15 protein-coding genes are annotated in these 20,395 nt (G+C 70.0%); 6 read left to right on the top strand and 9 right to left on the bottom strand.

The features are described from left to right. The first annotated feature begins 52 nt into the window (after window positions 1–52). The gene (locus AC07DS_RS29795) at window positions 53–352 is read left to right on the top strand and encodes a chorismate mutase family protein (protein WP_479150222.1); all 300 of its coding nucleotides are present in this window, start codon (window positions 53–55) and stop codon (window positions 350–352) included. Between the two features lie 98 nt (window positions 353–450). Here AC07DS_RS29795 and AC07DS_RS29790 read toward each other — a convergent pair whose 3' ends face one another. Then, the gene (locus AC07DS_RS29790) at window positions 451–1,488 is read right to left on the bottom strand and encodes a GDP-mannose 4,6-dehydratase (RefSeq protein ID WP_479150236.1); all 1,038 of its coding nucleotides are present in this window, start codon (window positions 1,486–1,488) and stop codon (window positions 451–453) included. Between the two features lie 270 nt (window positions 1,489–1,758). Here AC07DS_RS29790 and AC07DS_RS29785 point away from each other — a divergent pair, with 270 nt between their 5' ends. The 5 genes from AC07DS_RS29785 to AC07DS_RS29765 are packed head-to-tail and all read left to right on the top strand — an operon-like array spanning window position 1,759 to window position 7,187. Beyond that, entirely contained in the window at window positions 1,759–2,775 is a 1,017-nt protein-coding gene (locus AC07DS_RS29785; protein ID WP_479150220.1) for a GlxA family transcriptional regulator, read from the top strand. After that, window positions 2,772–4,523 carry a thiamine pyrophosphate-binding protein gene (locus tag AC07DS_RS29780; RefSeq protein WP_479150219.1) on the top strand — a complete coding sequence of 584 codons (1,752 nt, stop codon included), beginning with the start codon at window positions 2,772–2,774 and terminating at the stop codon, window positions 4,521–4,523. Before AC07DS_RS29785 ends, AC07DS_RS29780 begins: the two co-directional genes overlap by 4 nt. Continuing rightward, window positions 4,495–5,148, top strand: a complete 654-nt coding sequence (locus tag AC07DS_RS29775) for an SRPBCC family protein (RefSeq protein WP_479150217.1) — start codon at window positions 4,495–4,497, stop codon at window positions 5,146–5,148. The genes AC07DS_RS29780 and AC07DS_RS29775 overlap by 29 nt, the downstream gene beginning before the upstream one ends. Beyond that, window positions 5,145–6,164, top strand: a complete 1,020-nt coding sequence (locus AC07DS_RS29770) for a 3-oxoacyl-ACP synthase III family protein (protein WP_479150215.1) — start codon at window positions 5,145–5,147, stop codon at window positions 6,162–6,164. The genes AC07DS_RS29775 and AC07DS_RS29770 overlap by 4 nt, the downstream gene beginning before the upstream one ends. A gap of 3 nt (window positions 6,165–6,167) precedes the next feature. Then, on the top strand, window positions 6,168–7,187 hold the full coding sequence (locus tag AC07DS_RS29765; protein WP_479150213.1) for a histidinol-phosphate transaminase: 1,020 nt from the start codon (window positions 6,168–6,170) through the stop codon (window positions 7,185–7,187). 30 nt (window positions 7,188–7,217) lie between these two features. Here AC07DS_RS29765 and AC07DS_RS29760 read toward each other — a convergent pair whose 3' ends face one another. The 8 genes from AC07DS_RS29760 to AC07DS_RS29725 form a co-directional block, all read right to left on the bottom strand. Next, window positions 7,218–9,614: a glycoside hydrolase family 65 protein gene (locus AC07DS_RS29760; RefSeq protein WP_479150211.1), complete on the bottom strand. Its 2,397-nt coding sequence runs from the start codon at window positions 9,612–9,614 to the stop codon at window positions 7,218–7,220. Continuing rightward, complete coding sequence (locus AC07DS_RS29755; RefSeq protein WP_479150210.1) at window positions 9,611–10,354, bottom strand: beta-phosphoglucomutase family hydrolase; 744 nt, start codon at window positions 10,352–10,354, stop codon at window positions 9,611–9,613. The genes AC07DS_RS29760 and AC07DS_RS29755 overlap by 4 nt, the downstream gene beginning before the upstream one ends. A gap of 212 nt (window positions 10,355–10,566) precedes the next feature. Beyond that, window positions 10,567–13,314: a bifunctional YncE family protein/alkaline phosphatase family protein gene (locus AC07DS_RS29750; RefSeq protein WP_479150208.1), complete on the bottom strand. Its 2,748-nt coding sequence runs from the start codon at window positions 13,312–13,314 to the stop codon at window positions 10,567–10,569. Between the two features lie 4 nt (window positions 13,315–13,318). Continuing rightward, on the bottom strand, window positions 13,319–14,671 hold the full coding sequence (locus AC07DS_RS29745) for an ABC transporter permease (protein WP_479150206.1): 1,353 nt from the start codon (window positions 14,669–14,671) through the stop codon (window positions 13,319–13,321). Next, window positions 14,668–15,612, bottom strand: a complete 945-nt coding sequence (locus AC07DS_RS29740) for an ABC transporter ATP-binding protein (RefSeq protein ID WP_479150204.1) — start codon at window positions 15,610–15,612, stop codon at window positions 14,668–14,670. Before AC07DS_RS29740 ends, AC07DS_RS29745 begins: the two co-directional genes overlap by 4 nt. A 255-nt stretch (window positions 15,613–15,867) precedes the next feature. Then, on the bottom strand, window positions 15,868–16,842 hold the full coding sequence (locus AC07DS_RS29735; RefSeq protein WP_479150202.1) for an antibiotic biosynthesis monooxygenase: 975 nt from the start codon (window positions 16,840–16,842) through the stop codon (window positions 15,868–15,870). A 6-nt stretch (window positions 16,843–16,848) separates the two neighbouring features. Beyond that, on the bottom strand, window positions 16,849–19,566 hold the full coding sequence (locus tag AC07DS_RS29730; protein ID WP_479150200.1) for a molybdopterin-dependent oxidoreductase: 2,718 nt from the start codon (window positions 19,564–19,566) through the stop codon (window positions 16,849–16,851). After that, window positions 19,563–20,390: an FAD binding domain-containing protein gene (locus tag AC07DS_RS29725; protein ID WP_479150199.1), complete on the bottom strand. Its 828-nt coding sequence runs from the start codon at window positions 20,388–20,390 to the stop codon at window positions 19,563–19,565. The genes AC07DS_RS29730 and AC07DS_RS29725 overlap by 4 nt, the downstream gene beginning before the upstream one ends. Between the last annotated feature and the right edge of the window lie 5 nt (window positions 20,391–20,395).

The raw sequence follows: 20,395 nt of genomic DNA, 5'->3' as shown, positions 1-20,395 counted from the left end.
ATGGGTTCCGGGGGGACACCCCGGCCAGCGACTTCGACGAGGATCACTTCGCATGCCCGAATCCGCCCCGACGGGCAATCCGCCGCGTCCCGCACCGTCCGCTCCCGGCGACCCGGCCGAATTCGACGCCCAGGACGAGGAGTTGATCGCGTATCTGCTCCGGCGGGTGCAGCGTTCCCGGGGCCGGCAGCTGAGCCGGCGGGCCGCGGGTCTTCCGGCCACGACGCTGACCGGGGAGACGGAGATGCTGCGGGAGTACACGGCCCGCCTGGGCCGGCCCGGCGCGGAGATCGCATTGGCGATCCTCACGCTGGCCCGGCAGCAGCAGCGCGCACCGCACAACCGCTCCTGAGACGTACCGCCCGAACCGTACGGCTGCGCACATGGCGACGGCGGGCTCCCGGACCGGAGTCCGGGAGCCCGCCGTCCGCGGGCCCTTACGGCCGCCCGCTACCAGCGGGCGCCGGTGAGCGCCGCTCCGTGTTCACGGACCAGCCGTGCCTCGGCGAGGTCGGATTCCACCATCATCCGCATCAGCTCGGCGAAGTCGACCTCGGGCTCCCAGCCCAGCACCGTGCCGGCGTGGGTGGAGTCGGCGCACAGGACCTCCACCTCCGCGGGCCGCACCAGCGCCGGATCGATGACGACGTGCTCCTCCCAGTCCAGACCCACGTACTCGAAGGCCAGGCGCACGGCCTCACGCACGGAGTGCATCCGGCCGGTGCCCACCACGTAGTCGCCCGGCTCGTCCTGCTGGAGCATCAGGTGCATCGCCCGGACGTAGTCGCCGGCGAACCCCCAGTCGCGTACGGCGTCGAGGTTGCCGAGGCTGAGCTTGTCCTGCATGCCGAGCTTGATCTGCGCGACCGCCAGGGAGATCTTCCGGGTGACGAACTCGGCGCCCCGCCGCGGGGACTCGTGGTTGAACAGGATCCCGGAGACGCCGTACATCCCGTACGACTCACGGTAGTTGCGCGTGATGTGGTGGCCGAACGCCTTGGCGACGCCATAGGGGCTGCGCGGGTGCAGGAGGGTGGTCTCGCGCTGCGGCGTCTCCGCGACCATCCCGAACATCTCGGAGGACGACGCCTGGTAGAAGCGGATCCGCCCCGGGGCGCCGGCCCCCGCCCCACCGCCGCTGAGCCCGCTCACCATCCGGACCGCCTCCAGCATGCGCAGCACGCCGTTGCCGTTGACCTCGGTGACGAGTCCCGGCTGCTGCCACGACATGGGGACGAAGGAGATGGCCCCCAGGTTGTAGACCTCGTCCGGCTGGATCCGGTCCACCGCGGAGACCAGACTGCCCTGGTCCATCAGGTCGCCGTCGACGAACCGCAGGTCCGGGATCAGCCGGCCGATGCGGTCCTTGCGCGGGTTCGCCTGCCCCCGGACCAGGCCCCAGACCTCGTATCCCAGCGAGATCAGATGTTCTGCCAGGTAGGACCCGTCCTGCCCGGTCACTCCGGTGATCAGCGCACGCTTGGACATCATTTCCCTTCCACCGCCACGGCCTTCTCGGAGTGCCAGCGAACCAGCATTGGCCCTAAGGAATTTGCGAGACTCCGGCCGCACGGTGGACACCACATCGGCGAACAGCAGCGACACGAGCCACTCTGTGAGCTGCCTCACCCCTTGCCCCCGCCGGGCGCACGAACTGCCTGACCAGCGCCCTTACTGTCGGTCCGGGCCCGCTTGTTGGCCGGATACGTCAGTAATCTGTCATTGCAGCCAGTGCGAGATCCGATACAGGCTGTGACCGTGTTGGAGCGACGTGTTGTTGTGGTGGTGTACGCGGGCGCGATGGCCCTGGACATCACCGGACCGATTGAAGTGTTCGATACCGCGAACCGGCTCCTGGGTCCCTCGGGCACCCCCTACCGGACCGACTTCGTCTCCGCCGACGCGCCGCTGGTGCGCATGAGTTCGGGGGTGGTGGTCGGGGCGGCGCCGCTGGAGGCGGGGCAGGGCCCGATCGACACGCTTCTCGTGCCGGGGGGATGGAGCGTCGGCAACGCGCTCCGGGACCAGGAGCTCGTGTCCTGGATCGGCGAGGCGGCGGGCCGGTCGCGCAGAGTCGCCTCCGTCTGCGGCGGATCCTTCCTGCTGGCCGAGGCCGGGCTGCTCGACGGCAGACGCGCCACCACGCACTGGGCCTACAGCGAGGCGATGGCACACCGCTATCCGGATGTGACGGTGGACGCCGAGCCGATCTTCGTCTGGGACGGCCCCTTCGTCACCTCCGCGGGTGTGTCGACGGGCATCGACATGGCGCTGGCTCTGGTGGAGGCCGATCACGGATCGGCGCTCGCGCTGGAGACGGCACGGTTTCTCGTGCTGTTCCTCAAGCGGCACGGAGGACAGTCCCAGTACAGCGCCGTCCTCGACGCCCAGCTGGCCGACCATCCGCCGATCCGGGCAGCGCAGGAGTGGATTCTGGACAACCTGGACAACCCACTGCCCGTGGCCGAGATCGCACGGCAGGCCAATATGAGTCAGCGCAACTTCGCCAGGGTCTTCCGGCGCGAGGTGGGCACGACACCCGGCCATTACGTCGAGCGCACGCGTATCGCCCGCGCACGCGAACTGCTGGAGACCACAGACCTGACGATCAGCCAGATAGCGGGCCGCTGCGGATTCGCCGCCACCGAGACGTTCTTCCGCTCCTTCGGACGGACGCTGGGACTCACGCCCAAGGAATACCGGCACCGCTTTCAGGTCATCTCGCCATCCGGCCTCATCGACCGGCACCACGAGAGGGAGGGGAGCCCCGCATGACCACCGCGACCCCGGAATTACGCGAGGCAGGAACGATACGCCTGGCCGACTATCTGGCCCGGGAACTCGCCAGGGCCGGCGTCACCCACATGTTCGGCGTCGGCGGCGCGAACATCGAGGACCTGTACGACGCGGTGCACCGCGGCGGTGCTGTCCGCGGCGTCGTCGCCAAGCACGAGTTCTCCGCCGTCACCATGGCCGACGGGTACGCGCGTACCACCGGGCGCCTCGGCGTCGTTGCGGCCACCTCGGGCGGCGGGGCGATGAATCTCGTACCGGGTCTGGCGGAGGCGTACGCCTCCCGGGTTCCTGTGCTGGCCCTGGTGGGCCAGCCGCCGACCGGTCAGGAAGGGCACGGGGCCTTCCAGGACTCCAGCGGCAGGGCGGGCTCCTTCGACGCACGGGAGGTCTTCGCACCCGTCTCGCGGTTCTGCGCCCGGGTCGACGACGCGGACTCGCTCAGGGAGTTGCTGCCCCGGGCAATAGCGGCGACACAGGCCGAACCGCGCGGGCCGGCCGTGCTGCTGCTGCCCAAGGACGTGCAGCAGGCCCGCATCCGGGTGCCCGCCCATGCCCCGGACCCGGCACCGGGCGGCCGGGCGACGGCCACCGGGACAAGGCTCGACACGGCTGCCGTCAGCACCGTGTCGGACGCCCTCCGCGGGGCCGGTCGCGTCCTCGTCATCGCCGGTGAGGGTGTCGCCGCCGACGACGCACGCGGCGAACTGGCCGAACTGGCCCGGCGTCTCGGGGCATGGGTCGCGGTCACCCCGGACGCCAAGGACGTCTTCGACAACCACGATCCCCGATTCGCCGGCGTGGCCGGGGTGATGGGCCACGCCAACGTCGAGGACTGTCTGCGGCGGGCCGATCTGTGCCTGCTGGCCGGTACCCGGCTGCCGCTCCTGGCACGTGGCGGCCTCGACCGGGCTCTGGCCGACACCGACGTCGTGTGCCTCGGTCCCGAACCGCCCTTCGTGGCAGGCATCGCACTGGGTGGGAACCTGCGCGACGCGCTCCGCGCGGTGACCGCCCTGCTGCCGTCGGACCCACGTCCCTGCCCGCCGCACACCGGCCCGCTCCCCGCGCCCGTGCCGGGTCCGGACTTTCGGGTCCGGGAGCGAACCGTCCCCCATGCCCAGGCGGTCGCCGCGGTGGCGGCGGCACTCCCCGAGGACGCGCACGTCTTCGTGGACGCCGGCAACGCGGGGGCCAGCGCGGTCCATCTCCTCCCGGCACCGCGCCGCGGCCGCTTCGTGCTGGCGGTCGGCATGGGCGGTATGGGCTACACCTTCGGTGCCGGTATCGGCGCCGCACTCGCCACCGGCCGGCGCACCTACGTGCTGGCAGGCGACGGGGCCTTCTTCATGCACGGGATGGAAGTGCACACCGCCGTGGAGTACGGCGCACCCGTGACGTTCGTGATCTTCAACAACAACGCCCACGCCATGTGCGCGCTGCGTGAGGAGTTCCTCCAGGGCGGCGTCCGCAGCGACGACCTGTTCGCCCCGGCCGACCTCGCCGCCGGAGTGGCCGCAGCCTTCCCGTCGCTGGCGGCCACGGGAGCCGTCGACGCAGCGCAACTGCGCACGGCGCTGCTGCGCAGCAACGCGGGCGGCGGCCCGGCGTTCGTCGCGGTGGCCTGTGACCCACGGGAGATCCCCCCGTTCCTTCCCTTCCAGTCCTTCACCGAAGTCACCGAGAGCAAGGAGGGTTCACATGAGCGAGGAGTCGTCCATGTTGGCTGACATCCCCGGTCTGATCCGGATCGAGAACGCCGGCAAGGAGGAACTGACCGCCCACTGCATGGAGCTCACCCACGCGGTCTACCCCCACCATCAGGTCTACGGGCAGTACTGCACCCTCCACGAGTACGTCGACTGCCCCCCGGAGCAGGCCTACGACTATCTGCGCCAGGGGCACCATCTGGAGGAATGGACCTGCAGCCTGCGGGACTTCGCGCCCACCGGTACACCGGGGCTGTGGGTCGGTCACGACCGGCTGGAGGACGACACCAGGATCTACTGCGAGGTGGTCGCCAACCCCGAGGCCATGACCGTGGACTACCACTGCTCGTGGGACCAGGGCGAGAAGCTGTGGATGATCTACCTGATGCGTGTCGTCCCGGCCCGCCTGGTGCTGGACAAGCCGGGTTCGGTGATCACCTGGACCAACTGCCGGCATCCCTACTACGACGAGAACCCGCGCCCCGACCTGGCTCCCCGCCCGGACCGGCCCTGGGTGGGCGACTACTGGGACCTCTTCTACGCGGGGCACACCTTGGAGATGAACAATCTCAAGGCGATCCTGGAACACCGCCACCGGAGCGGCCTGCCGGTCAGCGTGGCTCCGGGCAGGGCGGTGGCGCAGTGACGACGGTCAGCCTCACCGACGTGGCGAGCTACCTCCCCGGCGAGCCGGTCCCCGCGGAGTACTACACCGAATACCCCGGGGCCGAGGACAAGCTCCGCAACCACCCCATGTTCAAGGTCCCTCCGTCACGGCATCACGTGGCCCGGGACGAGACCAACGCGGACATGGTCGAGCGCGCCGTACAGCCCCTGATCGAGCGGCACGGCAGGGCGGCGATCCGAGGCGTCGACGTGCTGTTGGTGCACAGCCAGTTGCCGGACCTGCCGTTCGTGGGCGCCGGAACCGAGGTGGCGCGCCGGCTGGGCCTGAACCCGGAGTGGCTCGTCGACGTCGCCAACGCGGGCTGCGCGTCCTTTGTGTACATGTTGAAGATGGCCCGGCAGATCCTTGCCTCCACCGACGCGAAGACCGCTCTGATCTGCAACGCGCAAAGCGCCGCGGGGCAATGCTTCACCCAGTCCGAGGTGCGCAGACTCGCCCAGGCCGCGATTCCGGGCGACGGGTGCGGTGTGGCGTTCGTGACGACGTCGGCACAGTCTCCGGTCCTCGATGTGGAGACCCGGCACATCGGCGAGTACGCCGGCGACATGACCGTGGCGCTCGACGACGGTCGCAAGTACTGGGAGCCGGGCGAGTCCCAGCTGCGGATCGGGTTCACCGACGCGAGCGTCGCCAAAGTCCTGGCACGCGGGAACCGCCTCGTCCCCGAGGTGGTCCTCGACCTGTGCCGGCGGCTCGGCGTGGCGAGCACCGACATCGACGTCCTCATCACCAACCAGCCCAACCGCACCTTCCTGCGGAACTGGCGAGAGGCGCTGCAACTGCCGACCGAGCGGCACCTGAACACCTTCGACGAATACGGCAATCTGTTCGGGGCGGCGATCCCGGTCACCTTGGACCGTGCGATCGGCTCCCGGCAGGTGGCGGACGGCGACCTGATGGTGCTCGGAGGCTTCGCCCACGCGGGCGACTTCGCCGGTGCCGTCGCGGTTCGCTGGCACGGCGGACGGGACTGAGCCATGGACGTCCCCGTGCTGCACCGACTCGCCCTGAACGAGAGCCCGTACCCCCCACTGCCCTCGGTACGCGAGGCCATGCAACGGGCCGTCGCACAGGCCCACCGCTACCCGCAGTTCCACCCCGACGACCTCACCGAGCGGATCGCCGCGTGGTGCCGGGTGCCCTCCGACCGTGTCGCGGTCGGCAGCGGGTCGGTCGGCGTCGCCCTGCAGTTGCTCCAGGCGGTGGTCGTGCCGGGCGACACCATGGCCTACGCCTGGCGCACGTTCGACGCCTACCCTCTCCTGGCCGCCATGGCCGGCGCCCGGCCTGTCCCCGTCCCCCTGTCGCCGGACGGCCACCAGGATCTGGACGCCCTGCTCGCGGCGCTCGACCACCACACCCGCGTCGTGGTGCTGTGCAATCCGCACAACCCCACCGGAAGCCTCGTCACCGCCGACGCGCTGTCGGCGTTCCTGCGTCGGGTCCCCCGGCGCGTCACCGTGCTCCTCGACGAGGCGTACGTGGAGTTCGCCCGCGGCGCCGACCTGCCGGACACGTCGGCGCTCCTGGACGCACACCCCAACCTGCTCGTCCTGCGCACCTTCTCCAAGGCATACGGCCTCGCCGCCCTGCGGGTCGGCTACGGACTCGGCGCGCCCGACCTGGTGGAGCGGGTCCGCCGGCAGCAGCTGCCCTTCGGGATCAACGCGGTGGCGACAGCGGCGGTGCAGGCCTCACTGCGGGCCGAGAGCGAACTGCGCCTGCGCGTGGACACCGTCGTCGCCGAACGCGAACGGCTTCGGCGTGCACTCGTGTCCCTCGGCTGGTGCGTACGCCCCGGCCACGCCAATTCCGTCTGGCTCGCCGCGCCCGATCCGGTCGACGAGGGCGCCGCGGCACTCACCGGCGCCGGTGTCCAGGCCCGCCACTACCCCGGCGAGGGACTCCGTCTCACCGTCGGCGACCGGAACGCCAACGACACCGTGCTGACCGCGCTGGCGGGAGTGCGGGTGCTCCGTGGTGCGGCGCGGACGTGAAGCACGCCGCTGCGGCGGCCGGGCAGGAACCTAGTCCTGGGTTTCCGCCTGGTGCTCCTCCCCTGCGAGCAGGCCCGCCGGACGGCGGCCCGGTGGCTGCTGCGGCTCGGGGCGCGCAGGTGCCGCGGGCACCGACCGGTCCACCGGGCCGTCGGCGGTCACGGTCAGCTGTTCCCCGTGATGCAGCAGTTCCAGCGGTTCACCTTCCACCAGCCGGTAACGCACATGGGCCGGGCCGACGTCCACCTTCAGCCTGCGTCCGCGTACCAGCACCGTGAACGCCACCCTCGACAGCGCTTCCGGCAGGCGCGGTGTGAACGCCAGCAGGTCCGGCTTTCCTTCCTCGCCGATGTACCGGCGCAGGCCGCCGAAACCGGCGACCAGGGCGATCCACGTCCCGGCGAGGGAGGCGATGTGCAGCCCGTCACGGGTGTTGTGCTCCAGATCGTCCAGGTCCATCAGCGCGGCCTCGCCGAGGTAGGCGTAGGCCAGCCGAAGATGCCCGGTCTCGGCGGCGAGCACCGCCTGGCAGCACGCCGACAGGGAGGAGTCGCGGACGGTGAGCGCGTCGTAGTAGGCGAAGTTGCGTGCCTTCTGCTCGTCCGAGAACAGGTGGGGGCACGCCAGCATCGCCAGCACCACGTCGGCCTGCTTCACGACCTGCTTGCGATACAGGTCGAAGTAGGGGTAGTGCAGCAGCAGCGGGTAGTGCTCGGGCGGGGTCGCCTCGAAGTCCCAGCGCTGGAAACTGGTGAACCCGGCGGACTGTTCGTGCACGCCGAGGGACTCGTTGTACGGCCTCGCCATGCGCGCCGCGGCGTCCCGCCACGCGGCGGTCTCCTCGTCGTCGACACCGAGTTCCGCGGCCCGGTCGGGATGCCGCGCGGCCACCTCCGCCGCGGCCAGCAGGTTCTGCCGGGCCAGCAGGTTGGTGTACAGGTTGTCGCGGGCGATGGCGCTGTACTCGTCGGGTCCGGTGACCCCGTCGATGTGGAAGACGCCTTCCGGGTCGTGGTGTCCGAGGGAGCGCCACAGCCGGGCGGTGTCCACGAGGAGGTCGAACCCCTCACCACGCTCGAAGTCCTCGTCCCCCGTCACCGCGGCGTACCGGACGACGGCCATGGCGATGTCGGCGTTGATGTGGAAGGCAGCCGTACCGGCCGGCCAGTAGGCGGAGCTCTCACCACCGTCGATCGTCCGCCAGGGAAACGCCGCTCCCGACAGGCCCAGCTGGCTCGCGCGTTCCCGGGCCGCCGGCAGCATCTGGTGCCGCCATCGCAGTGCCGACGCGACGGTCTCCGGCGCGGTGAACGTCAGGACCGGCAGCACGTAGGACTCGGTGTCCCAGAAGGAGTGCCCGTCGTACCCGGTTCCGGTCAGGCCCTTCGCGGGAATGGCCCGGTTCTCGCCGCGGGCCGCCGCCTGGAGCACGTGGAAGAGAGCGAACCGCACCGCCTGCTGGATCTGCGCGTCGCCCTCGACCTCGACGTCCGCGCCGGCCCAGAAGCGGTCCAGGTACGCCCGTTGCGCGGCGACCAGCCCGTCCCATCCCGTGCTGACCGCGGCCGCCACGGCTCCGTCCACCTGATCGTGCACGGCCGGCAGCGAACGCTCCCCCGACCAGCCGTAGGCCACGAACTTGACCAGCCGCAGCGGCTGCCCGGGCACCAGGTCCGCGGTCACCGTCAGACGGCTGACATCGGGCTCGCTCTGCGCCGTACGACGAGTGCTCTCGGGTCCCTCGACGAGGTGGTCGGCCGCTGCCGCCACCCGCAGTGCGCTGCGGTTGGTGCAGTGCACGAGCCGCAGGCGGGTGTCCTGCGCGAAGTGCTCCTCGGCGTTCAGGGGGGACTCGATGGCGGCGGCCACGCGCGGGTCGCCCGTCGTGCCGGGCAGTTGTTCGTTGGCGACCAGCTCGGACTGCACGGCCACCGTGGTCGGTCCGTCGATCGGCTCGACCTCGTACACGATGGCGGCCACCGCGCGTTGGGTGAAGGAGACGAGTCGCCGTGAAGTGATCCGGACCGTGCGGCCGCCGGGCGAGGTCCACCGGGCCGTGCGGCTGAGCACGCCGGACCGGAAGTCCAGCACCCGTTCGTGCGCCACCAGCCGGCCGTAGCGCAGATCGCACGGGTGGTCGTCGACCAGCAGCCGGATGATCTTGCCGTCGGTGACGTTGATCATCGTCTGGCCGGACTCGGGATATCCGTAGCCCGCTTCCGCGTACGGCAGCGGATGCCGCTCGTGGACGCCGTTGAGGTAGGCGCCGGGCAGCCCGTGGGGCTCTCCCTCGTCGAGGTTGCCGCGCCACCCGATGTGCCCGTTGGACAGCGCGAACACCGACTCGCTCTGGGCGAGCACGTCCAGGTTCAGCTCGGTCTCGCGCAGGCACCACGGCTCGACCGTGTAGCTGGGGTGGGTGATCATCGCGACTGCAGAAGTTCGGCCAGGTCACGGACCACGATGTCCGCCCCGTGCGCCCGCAGCTGATCCGCCTGGCCCACCCTGTCGACGCCCACGACGACGCCGAACCGTCCCGCTCGCCCGGCCTCGACCCCGGCCAGGGCGTCTTCGAACACCGCGGCCGCGTCCGGATCCGTTCCGAGCACGCGGGCCCCCTCCAGGTAGGTGTCCGGGGCGGGCTTGCCCCGCAGCCGGCGCTCGTGTGCCACCACTCCGTCGATCCGTTGCTCGAACAGGTCCTCGATGCCGGCCGCCGCCAGGACGTCCCGGCAGTTCGCACTGGACGACACCACCGCGCAGCGCAGGCCGGCCTTCCGCGCCGCGTGAACGAAGCGGACCGAGCCCTCGTAGGGCTCCACCCCGTCCTCGCGGATCCGGCGCAGCACCAGCTCGTTCTTGCGGTTGCCCAGTCCGTTCACCGTCTCGGCCTGCGGCGCGTCGTCCGGCGTCCCCTCGGGCAGGTGCACCCCGCGCGAGGCGAGGAACGTGCGCACGCCGTCCTCGCGGGGCCGCCCGTCCACATACTCGTCGTAGTCGTCCACCGCGTCGAAGGGCACGAACTCTGTGCCCTCGCGTGTCGCGCGCTCGCGGAGATAGTCGTCGAACATCTCCTTCCAGGCGGCCGCGTGCACCGTGGCGGTCCGGGTGAGGACACCGTCGAGGTCGAACAAGCAGGCACGGACATGAGCAGGAAGCCCCAGCATGTCGCCGAGGCTAGGAGGCGTCCGCCGCCGCTCGCGGCAGGCCACCGTCCGGCACGCCGGAAGGCACCCGCTCGGTCGAGGGCCGAGCGGCGGCCGGGGTGGGATCGGGACGAACCGGGGTGGACGCAGGGCCGAAGGACGCAGCCGTGGCACAGCAGGGTCCCTGGCCGGCGGTGCGGCCGGCCAGGGACCCTGCGGGCGATCGGGCTACGTCAGCCGTCGGACTCCGACGACGGGAGGTAGGCGCCCGGGACGTCGTTCGGGGCGTAGATCCTGTTCTCGCCGGGGTACGGCCTGGTCCAGTTGTGCGTCTGGTACCAGGTGAGGTGGTTCATCTGCGCGGGGTTCGCGTAGTCGGGCACGGCGTGGGGCCCGGTCAGCCGCTGCTTGGACTTCCACTCGTCCCACTTGGCCGCGAGCTGCCGCTTGTCCGCCGGCACCTTCGACGACGGCACGGCCGCCGCCTTGGGGTCCTGCGGCGCGGGGGTGTCCACACCGCAGGAGGGCGGGGTCTTCAGGCCGTCGGTCAGTGAGGTGCGGTTGGGCAGCGCCGTGAAGGGCGTGAAGTCCGGCTTCCTGGTGAACGCCCCGGCCATCGGGCTGGCCGCGCTGTCCTTCTGGTTCATCGGGTGGATCCCGAGGATCTGCTCGATGGTGCGGATCATCGTGATCTGCGAGTAGTAGTGGCTGTCGACGGTGCCGTGCTGGGCCCAGGGGCTGATGATCTGGATCGGGGCACGGTGGCCGTCGACGTGGTCGAGGCCGGCCTGGGAGTCGTCCTCGACGACGAAGATCGCCGAGTCCTTCCAGTACTTGCTGTGCGAGATCTCGTCGACCATCCTGCCGACCGCGAGGTCGTTGTCCGCGACCTGGGCCGCCGGGCTCGCCGGACCACCGGTGTGGTCGTTGGAGAGCCAGAACATGTTCAGGTTCGCCGGACCGTTCTTCTCGAAGTCCTGCTTCCAGATCTCGTACTTGTAGATGTCCGGGACGCTCGTGTCGAACATCGGGAAGCCCGGCACCGACACGTCGTTGAGCGACGGGATCGCCGAGCCCGTCTGTATCGGGTAGGCGGTGTCCTGCCCGGTCGCGTCCATGTTCTTGGCGTCGCAGTACAGGTTCTGCCAGGAGGCGTCGGACGGCTTGCTCTCGATCGACTGGAACTCGCCGAAGTCCCGTACGGTCTTGTCCGCCGCCTGCGCGCCGGTCCACAGGAAACCGGACTTCTGGTGGCCGAGAGCGTCGTTCTCGGTGTCGTAGCTGCGCGCGTACTCACCGGCCGAGGACTCGGTGTACTCCGGGTCGTCGGCCTGCATCAGCCAGTTGTGACCCTCGGCGGAGTTCGTGCCGATGTCGTAGGTGTTGTCGTACAGGCCGAACTGTTCGGCCAGCGCGTGCTGGTTCGGCGTCACGTTCTCGCCGAACTGTGTCACCGAGGGATCGCCGTCGCCCTTCGGGATGTCACCGAAGACCTGGTCGTAGGTCCGGTTCTCCTTGACGATCAGGAAGACGTGCTTGATCGTCGAGGGGGCGCCGATCCGCTGCGGTACGGGAACCGGCCAGCCGTGCTTCTTGCCCTTGGCCAGCTCGACCGAGCCGGGGGTCCAGCCGTTCTGCTTGAAGACCTTGGCCGTCTGGGACCTGATGACGCTGTCGTCCGGCAGCGTGAAGCGCTGCACGCTCGACGTGGTGTCGTGGGTCCCGTGCCCGGTGGTGCTGGTGGGCCGGCGGGCGTCGATACCGCGGGTGTTGGAGACCAGCACCTGGTTGCCGACGGTGGTGATCTCCGCGGGGAAGTAGTCCGTCGGGAGCAGGCCGACGTAACTGACGGGCTCCTGCGCGCTCTTGTACCGGTAGACGGCGACCGCGTTGGCCCGGCCGAGCGTCACCAGCAGACGACCGTCGTCGGTGAGCGTCACCGCATCGGGCTCGTAGCCCACCGACGCCTCCGGCCACGGCCGGGTGTCGATGGTCTGCACGACCTTGTCCTTGCCGGTGTCGATGACCGACACGTTGTTGGTGGCGGTGTTGGTGACGAACAGCGCCTTGCCCTTGGCGTACAGGGCCGTCGGGTGCAGGCCGACGTCGATGCTCGACGGGGCGGCCTGCGGGTTCGCCAGGTCGATGACGCTGACCGTACCGGTGGTGGTGGCACCGGTCCTGGGGTTGGCCGGCACCTGGGTGCCGTACGAGTTCATGGTGGTGTCGCCCGGCTCGGCCGGACGGCCGCCCTCGTTGCTGACGTACAGCTTCTCGCCGGCCTGGACCATGTCGCGCGGGGCGTTGCCCACGGCCCAGCTCTGCTTGACGGCACCGGTCGCCGCGTCGATGGCGACCACCCGGTTCTGGCCGTTGACCGCCGAGTACACGGTGGAGCCGTCGGCCGAGAAGACCGCCTCGCCGACGAGCGCGTGCTTGGCCCCGTCCGCCGGGATCTTGATCGACGTCGGGTTCGTGACGGAGCCGTCCGGGTTCACCGTGAACCGGGTGTAGCCGTCGGTCTGGCCCAGCCACAGCTGCTTGCCGTCGGGCGAGTACGTGGGGCCTTCCTGTCCCACGCTGTTGCTGCTGAGGCGCGGGACCGACGACGCGGCGGTGCCGACGACCTGCTGCACCTTCCAGTTCTGCACGTCGACGATGGCCAGCGCGCTCCCGCCGTCGGTGACCGAGGCCGCGAGATGGGTGCCGTCCGGGCTGACGGAGGACGACATGATCTTGCCGTTGTTGATGACGAGGCGGTCACCGTACGGGGCGATGTACTGGTCGCTGGAGATGACCTGGCCCCGGTCGGTGGTCTGACCGACCTGATCGGTGCCGAACTGGTGTGTCTGGGCATAACCGATGCCGGTGGTGACGGCGAGGACGACCGCGGTGGCGGCTGCCGTGAGGGTGCTCCGGCGACCGAGTCGTCTACCGCGAAGGCCCGTCTCGACAGTCCTGCGGTTGCGAGTTACCTGCATGGAGTCATTCCTCCGAGGGGCGGAGAAGTTCGACGTTGCCGTCGAACTGCCAAAGTGGGTTCGGTGCGTCGCCGGTCGGGGTCCGCACCAGGAAGTACCCGTTCACTTCCTTCGGTCCATCGCCGTCGGCCATGAACCGCCCGTCTGGGGTGACGTCGAGTTGATAGATGGCCGTGCCTGCGGCCTCGACGCCGGGTAGATGCCACGAGACGACGCAGCGCCAGTCGTTGCCCGGTCCCTCGGCGGCGACCCTGATGCTGCCCTTGTTGCACGTCGCCGTGGCCCTCAACTGCGCTTCGGTGACGTCGGGGCGGTTGAGCTGCTTCGTCTGCATGCGATAGAGGTGGGCGAACGCCGTGGCGAGCGAACGCTGCACCTTGTCCTGTTCCACGCCGGAGCCCGTGGCCCCGGTCGTCGCGGCGACGACCGCGACGGTCAGCGCGACCACCCCGGCCAGCGGCAGGACTCCGATGACCGCGCGGCGCCCCGAGCCGTCGTAGGCGGCGTTGGTGAAGTCGCGCCGTACGAACAGCAGATAGGCCAGCGCCGTCGAGATCACCGCCCACACCAGGCTGACCACGATGCCGATCAGGAGCGGGCCGAGCTGAGCCGGGCCGGTGAACAGACCGTTCCAGGCGATGAACGCGTAGCTCGGCAGAGCCAGTCGTACGGCGGCGGGAAGCGGCATCATCTGCGCGAGCTGCATCGCCAGCGCGACGCCGGCGGGCAGCAGCAGCCCCATCGGGGAGCGCCCCAGCGCAACCGACCCGAGCAGTCCGATCCCGGCGAGCGCCAGCGTCGGGGCGAGTACGCAGACCCACGCGAGCAGGACCTTTCCTGCCGCGTCCGCAGGCGTCAGCAGGTGGCCGTCGAGACCGACCAGCGGCTGGTTGCCCACTGCGAGGAGGCCACCGGCCGCACTGGAACAGGCCAGCCCGGCCACGAGCAGCAGCAGGACGGTGAGGCTGGCCAGTGTCTTCGCCGCGAAGATCCGCCTGGGCGACCGGACCACCACGAGCAGGTGGCGCCAGGTGCCGAGCCGGTCCTCGGAGGCGAACACGTCGCCGGCGACCACCGAGGTCAGCAGCGGGAGTGCCCAACTGCCCGCGAAACCGAGCATCACGAGCGGTCCGGCCCATCCCGTGGCGTGCATCCAGCGGCCGAAGAGCGTGTCGACGGGCAGCGTGCTCTGCCGGCTCACCGCGGCGACGAACAGTGCCGGCGCGATCCAGCAGGCGAGGACCAGCAAGCGGATCCGCCATTGCGAGACCAGCTTGACCAGCTCGAAGCGGTAGCCGCGCGCAACCGAGACCGGGCGGGCACGGGCAACGTTGTCGGTGGCGACGGTCGCGGTCATCGGCCGGTCCCCTCCTGTGGCTCGGTGAGGGCGAGGAACGCGGCTTCGAGCGGCGACACCACGGGGGCGAGCTCGCGCAACGCTACGCCCGCGCCCACGAGTTGCACCACGAGCTCGTCCAGGGCGGGCACCAGCGCGCGCACCACGAGAGCCTCGGTGCCGCGCCGTGCCCCGGCATCGTCGACGATCCGGATCCCGGTCGCGTCGGCAGCCAGCCGCCGGGCGGTCTGCGGGTCGGAGGTGAGCAGCCGGTAGTCGAGTTCACGGTTCTCGGCGGCCAGCTTGCTCAACGGTCCGGAGAAGACGACCCGTCCGGTGGAGATGATGGTGACATCGGAGCACAGTGCCTGGAGGTCGTCCATGCGGTGGCTGGAGAGAACGACACTGGTTCCGTCCGCCGCGAGCCGGTTGAGGACACCGTGTACGTGCTTCTTGCCGGCCGGGTCGAGGCCGTTGGACGGTTCGTCCAGCACGAGCAGCCGGGGCTTGGTGAGCAGGGCTGCGGCGAGCCCGAGTCGCTGACGCATACCGAGGGAGAAGCCGCGGGCCTGGTCGTCGGCGACGTCGGTGAGCCCGACCTGGTCGAGCACGTCGTCGACCCCCGCCGTCCTCGCGTCGCGACCGCGAAGAGCGGCCAGCGAGGTGAGGTTCTGCCTGGCGGTGAGCGAGGGGTAGAGACCGGGCCCGTCCACGAAGCCGGCGACACCGTCGGGAGCGTCGAGTGTCCGCCGGACCGGCGTACCCAGGATTTCGAGACGGCCGCTGTCGGCGACGGCCAGGCCCAGCAGGAGACCGAGCAATGTCGTCTTGCCGGCGCCGTTCGGTCCGGCCAAGCCGTGTATCTGCCCCTGCGCCACGTCCAGATCGACGCCGTCGAGCGCGACGACGTCGCCGAAACATCTGGTGATCCCGCGAGCCCGGACTGCGAGAAGTGTGTCCATGAGTCCCTTCTTCGAGTCCCTTCTTGCGCAACCTTCAGGGACCTTAGGGACAGCTCACAACGCACGTACAGACGGCCGGTTGAACCCTCATGGAACGAATCGTCAAGGCGTCGTAAGCCCGGGGTGCACAAAACGGCTGTCGTCGAGCCAGACTTGGGCATCCCGGGGAGACAAGGGATCTGGTGTGAACCTGCGGTCAACTTCCCGTTTCCCGGTCACCGGAGACGGGCAGCGGGCCGTGCGGGTGCCCGGCGGTCAGGGCAGTGTCCAGAACCGGACCGTGACGAGGTAGAAGACGACGGCCCAGAAGGCCATCGCCACCGCGACGACACCGAGGCCACGGAGGTTGGTTCGCAGCGCCGGTTCGTCCGGCGGTGGCCGCAGCCATCGCCCGAGCAGCGGGTTCACGTAGTACGGCATGGTCAGGAAGCTCATGATGAAGCTCGACAGCAGGTTGCCCACGAGCAGGCCGATCCAGAGCCGCAGGTGCAGCGGGGACAGAGCGAGCGTCAGCAGCACGACGGTCGGGTACAGGCCGACCCAGATGGCGAGGGAGGTCCTGGTCTCGGAGGGCGGCGGCGGTGCCTCCCTGCCATTGCCCTGGAAGGCGAACCAGCTGCCGAACGAGTTGTCGATCGTACGCAGTCTGAAGTCGCTGAACCTCTCGCCCTCGGCCAGGATCTGCTGCCGTTGGGGCGACGTCAGCCAGGCGTCGAGGTGTTCGGCGCTGTCATAGCGGTAGAGCGTGGTCCATTCCTCCTGGAGCCCCTCGATGGGGCGGAAGAGCTCGGTCCCGCGAAACCCCTCGAACTTGCTCTCCTCCTCGACCATGTGCTGCTGCCAGTCCAGGAAGTCGTCGACCTGGTTCGGGGGAACGCGGTGCGTGACCACCACGGTGACCAGCGGATCCAGGGACTGGGTGCCGCTGCTGACCACCTGCTGGGTCGCCGGGCCGTCGAAGTACTTGGCGCCGACGTCGAGATACGTCTGCCTGGTCCCGCTGTTGATCCACGCCTGCAGGTGCGCCACCGAGTCGAACCGGTACACGACGACCCAGTCGGGTTGCAGAGCCGTCGGCCGGGAGACCTCGGCGCCGAGGAACCCGGGATAGTAGGCGGCCGCGCCGTTGAGGCCCTCCTGCCACGACTCGAACTCCTGGTCCATCCCGGGCAGGACCTTCTGGCCGATGATCGCCGTCGCCGCGGAGGCCACGTTCTTCTCGGTGTTCATGGTGGCTCAACCTGCCGACACCGACTGCTCCGCGGGGAGTCGGCCGTAAATGCGTTCCGGAGTCAGCGGCAGCGCACGGTAGCGGACGCCCGTGGCGTCGTGCACCGCGTTCGCGAGCGCGGGGGCGACCGGGTTGATGCAGCACTCCGCCATCCCCTTCGCCCGCATCGGCCCCACCGAGTCCGCCGAGCCCACCAGGAGGACCTCGGTACGGGGAACGTCGGCGTAGGTGGGGATGCGGTAGTTCCGGAGGTTCGGGTTGACCATGACGCCGCTCTCGTCGACGTGATGGTTCTCGGTCAGCGCGAAGCCGAGTCCCTGGGCGACGCCGCCCTCCACCTGTCCCCGGACCTGCGCCGGGTTGATGATGACCCCCGCGTCCGCCGCATGCACGCTGTGCAGGATTCGTATCTCACCCGTCACCCGGTGCACGGCGACCCGGAACCCCTGCGTGTTGGAGGTGACGCTCCGGGGCGAGCCGTACGCCTTGCGCGCTGCGGTGAAGCGGATTCCACGTCTCCGGGCCAGCGCGACGAGTTCGGCCAGCGACACCCGCCGGTCCCCGCAGAGGACTCCGTCGTCGTCCATCGTGCACATCACGACATGGACACCCGTGTGCGCCGCGGCGAACTCCAGGATGCGGTCACGTACGGCATTGGCCGCCCGCAGCACCGCGTTGCCCGCCACGAAGAGGCCCGCGCTCGCGAAGGCACCGGTGTCGAAGCCCGTGCGGTCGGTGTCGGCCTGCACCAGACGGATCCGCGACGGCGTCGTGCCCAGCTGGTTGGCTGCGATCTGGACATGGGCCGTGGAGGTTCCCTCACCGAACTCGACGGTCCCGACGGCCACTTCGTAGATGAGATCGTCACCCAGCGTGACCCAGGCCTCGGAGAGGTGGTCCGTCGGGGGCGCGGTCTCGTGGAGAGAACTCGCCACGCCCGTTCCGACGAGCCACCCGGGTCCGGGGGCCGGCCGGCCGGCCGTGCGGGCCAGGGCATCACCCACCAGGTCGATGCATTCGGCGAGTCCGTCCTCGGTGAAGATCACGTCGTCCGGACCGTCGTGCAGGGCCACCAGGGGCTCACCCGGCCGCACGATGTTGCGGCGGCGCAGTTCCAGCGGCTCGATGTGCAGGGCGCGGGCCAGTTCGTCCATGGCCGACTCCACGGCGAACGCCGGCTGCGTCATGCCGTAGCCGCGCAGCGCCCCGCTCGGCACGGTGTTCGTGTAGACGGAGTACGCGTCGTACTTCTTGTTGGGGCAGCGGTAGATCATGACCGCGGCTCCGCCCGCGTACAGCGTTTCGCCGCCGTGGTTGCCGTAGGCGCCGGTGTTCGACACACTGCGCACCTGGAAGGCGGTGAGCGTTCCGTCGGCCTTCGCTCCGAGCTTGACCGTAAGGGTCATCGGGTGCCGCGGCGAGGCCGTGGTGAACTCCTCCTCGCGGGTGAACTCGAGACAGCTGGGCCGCCCGGTGTCCAGGGTGGCGAGCGCGACCAGGTCCTCCGTGATCACTTCCTGCTTGCCGCCGAATCCGCCGCCGACGCGCTTGCAGAACACCCTGACCTGGTCCGGGCGCAGCGCGAACAGGTACTCCAGTTTGACCTTCGCGATCGACGGTGACTGGGAACTGGTGCGGACGTTCAGCCGCCCATCCTGCATCCAGGCGATCGAACCGTGGGTCTCCAGATGCGCGTGCTGCACCCGCGGGGAGAAGTACGTGCCTTCGTGGATCACGTCGGCCGCCGCGAATCCCGCGTCGACGTCGCCCACGTGCGAGTGGAGTTCGATCAGGATGTTGTGGACCGGGTCGCGGACGAACGGATCGTCGGATCCGTGCAGTTGGGGCGCGCCCTCGGCCATCGCCGCCTCGGGATCGAACACCGCCGGCAGCACCTCGTACTCGACCGCGAGACGACGGCAGCCCTCCTCGGCCGCCCCGACCGTGTCGGCCAGGACCGCGGCGACGCGCTGGCCGGCGAAGCGGACCGTGTCGTCGAGGATGCAGGTGTCGTCCGGGTCGACCAGGTGGTCGGTGTGGATCGCCGTGGTGAAGCGTCTGCGGGGTACGTCCTGCCAGGTGTAGACCCGGTGCACGCCGGGCACCGCGAGCGCTGCGCTCTTGTCGATCGAGAGGATCCGGGCGTGCGCGTGGGGCGAGTGCAGCAGCTTGAGGTGCAGCATGCCGTCCATCCGCGTGTCCATGGTGAACTCGGCGTGCCCCGTCACCACGTCGTGGCCCGCGGGCGCGCCGACGCTCGTCCCGACGGCCTTGCCCGGTGCCGCCGTCTGCACCGCGCCGACACCCTTCACGGCGTCCTCGATCGCCCGGTATCCGGTGCAACGGCAGAGGTTGCCCTTCAACGACCGTGGCAGATCCGCCTTCTGGTCCTCGGTGAAGGTCGCCGACGTCATGATCATCCCTGCGGTGCAGAAACCGCACTGGAACCCCGGGGCGTCCTCGAACTGCCGCTGCATGGGGTGCGGGGCGCCGGGCCGCCCGAGGCCCTCGATCGTGGTCACCTCCCGGCCGTCGGCGCGGAACGCGGGGGTGATGCAACTGTGCACCGGTGCGCCGTCCAGCCACACCGTGCAGGCGCCGCAGTCGCCCGCGTCGCACCCCTTCTTGACGCCGAAGTGGCCGAGTTCGCGCAGGAAGGTGCGCAGGCACTGACCGGGAGCCGGCTCCCGGTCGAATTTCCTGCCGTTCACGAGGTAGCTCATGCCAGGTCCCCAGCCGTGAGTTCGCGGCAGATCTCCTCGGCGAAGTGCCGTGTCAGATGCCGACGGTGGTCAGGGGTCCCGTTGGGATCGGCGAACCAGACGTCGGCCGGCAGGGCGTCGATGCTCTGCCGCAGGGTCCGGACATCGGGCAGGGAGTCGAAGGCGATACGGACCGGCCGCGTGGTGCCCGCGGTGATGGTGAGCAACAGGTCGTTCGCTCCCGGTCGTTGCGTGCCGACGAGGAACACCGTCGAACGGCCGAGCCTGGTCAGTGTGAAACGACGGTGCGCGGTGCGTCTGCGCAGCGCGTGCTCCGGAATGGTGATGCGCCGGAGGATCTCCCCGGGGGCGAGGACGTTGCGGTGGTCGCCCGTGACGAAATCGAGGGCGTCCACAAGACGTACGGAGCCGTCGGGCGCCCACAGCTCGTACTGCGCCTCCAGCGCGACCGTCAACGTGATCATCGGGCCGGCGGGCAGGGACATGCAGATGTTTCCGCCGACGGTCGCCGCGTTCCAGACCTTGAACGAGGACAGGAACGCCTCACAGCTCTGGCGGGAGAGAATTCCGGCGGTCCAGCCCTCCGGCCATGGAAAGGCGTACAGGTCGCGAATGGTGCAGGTGGCACCGATCTCCAGGCCCTCGGCCGACGGAACGAGAGGCTCCCAGCGCAACGCCGTCAGGTCGACCAGCCGTCGCAGGTCCGGCTGCTCCGTGGAATAGAGCCATGTCCCGCCTGCGAGCCAGGCGTCACCCGCGTGCCAGTCCCGGCCCGGCCGCTCGGACGGTCGCCGGACTACTTCGGTGATGGTGTTGAGGTCCATGAAAA

This window comes from Streptomyces sp. NPDC044064 (genome assembly GCF_056434245.1).
This window is presented reverse-complemented; position numbering and strand designations above follow the sequence as displayed.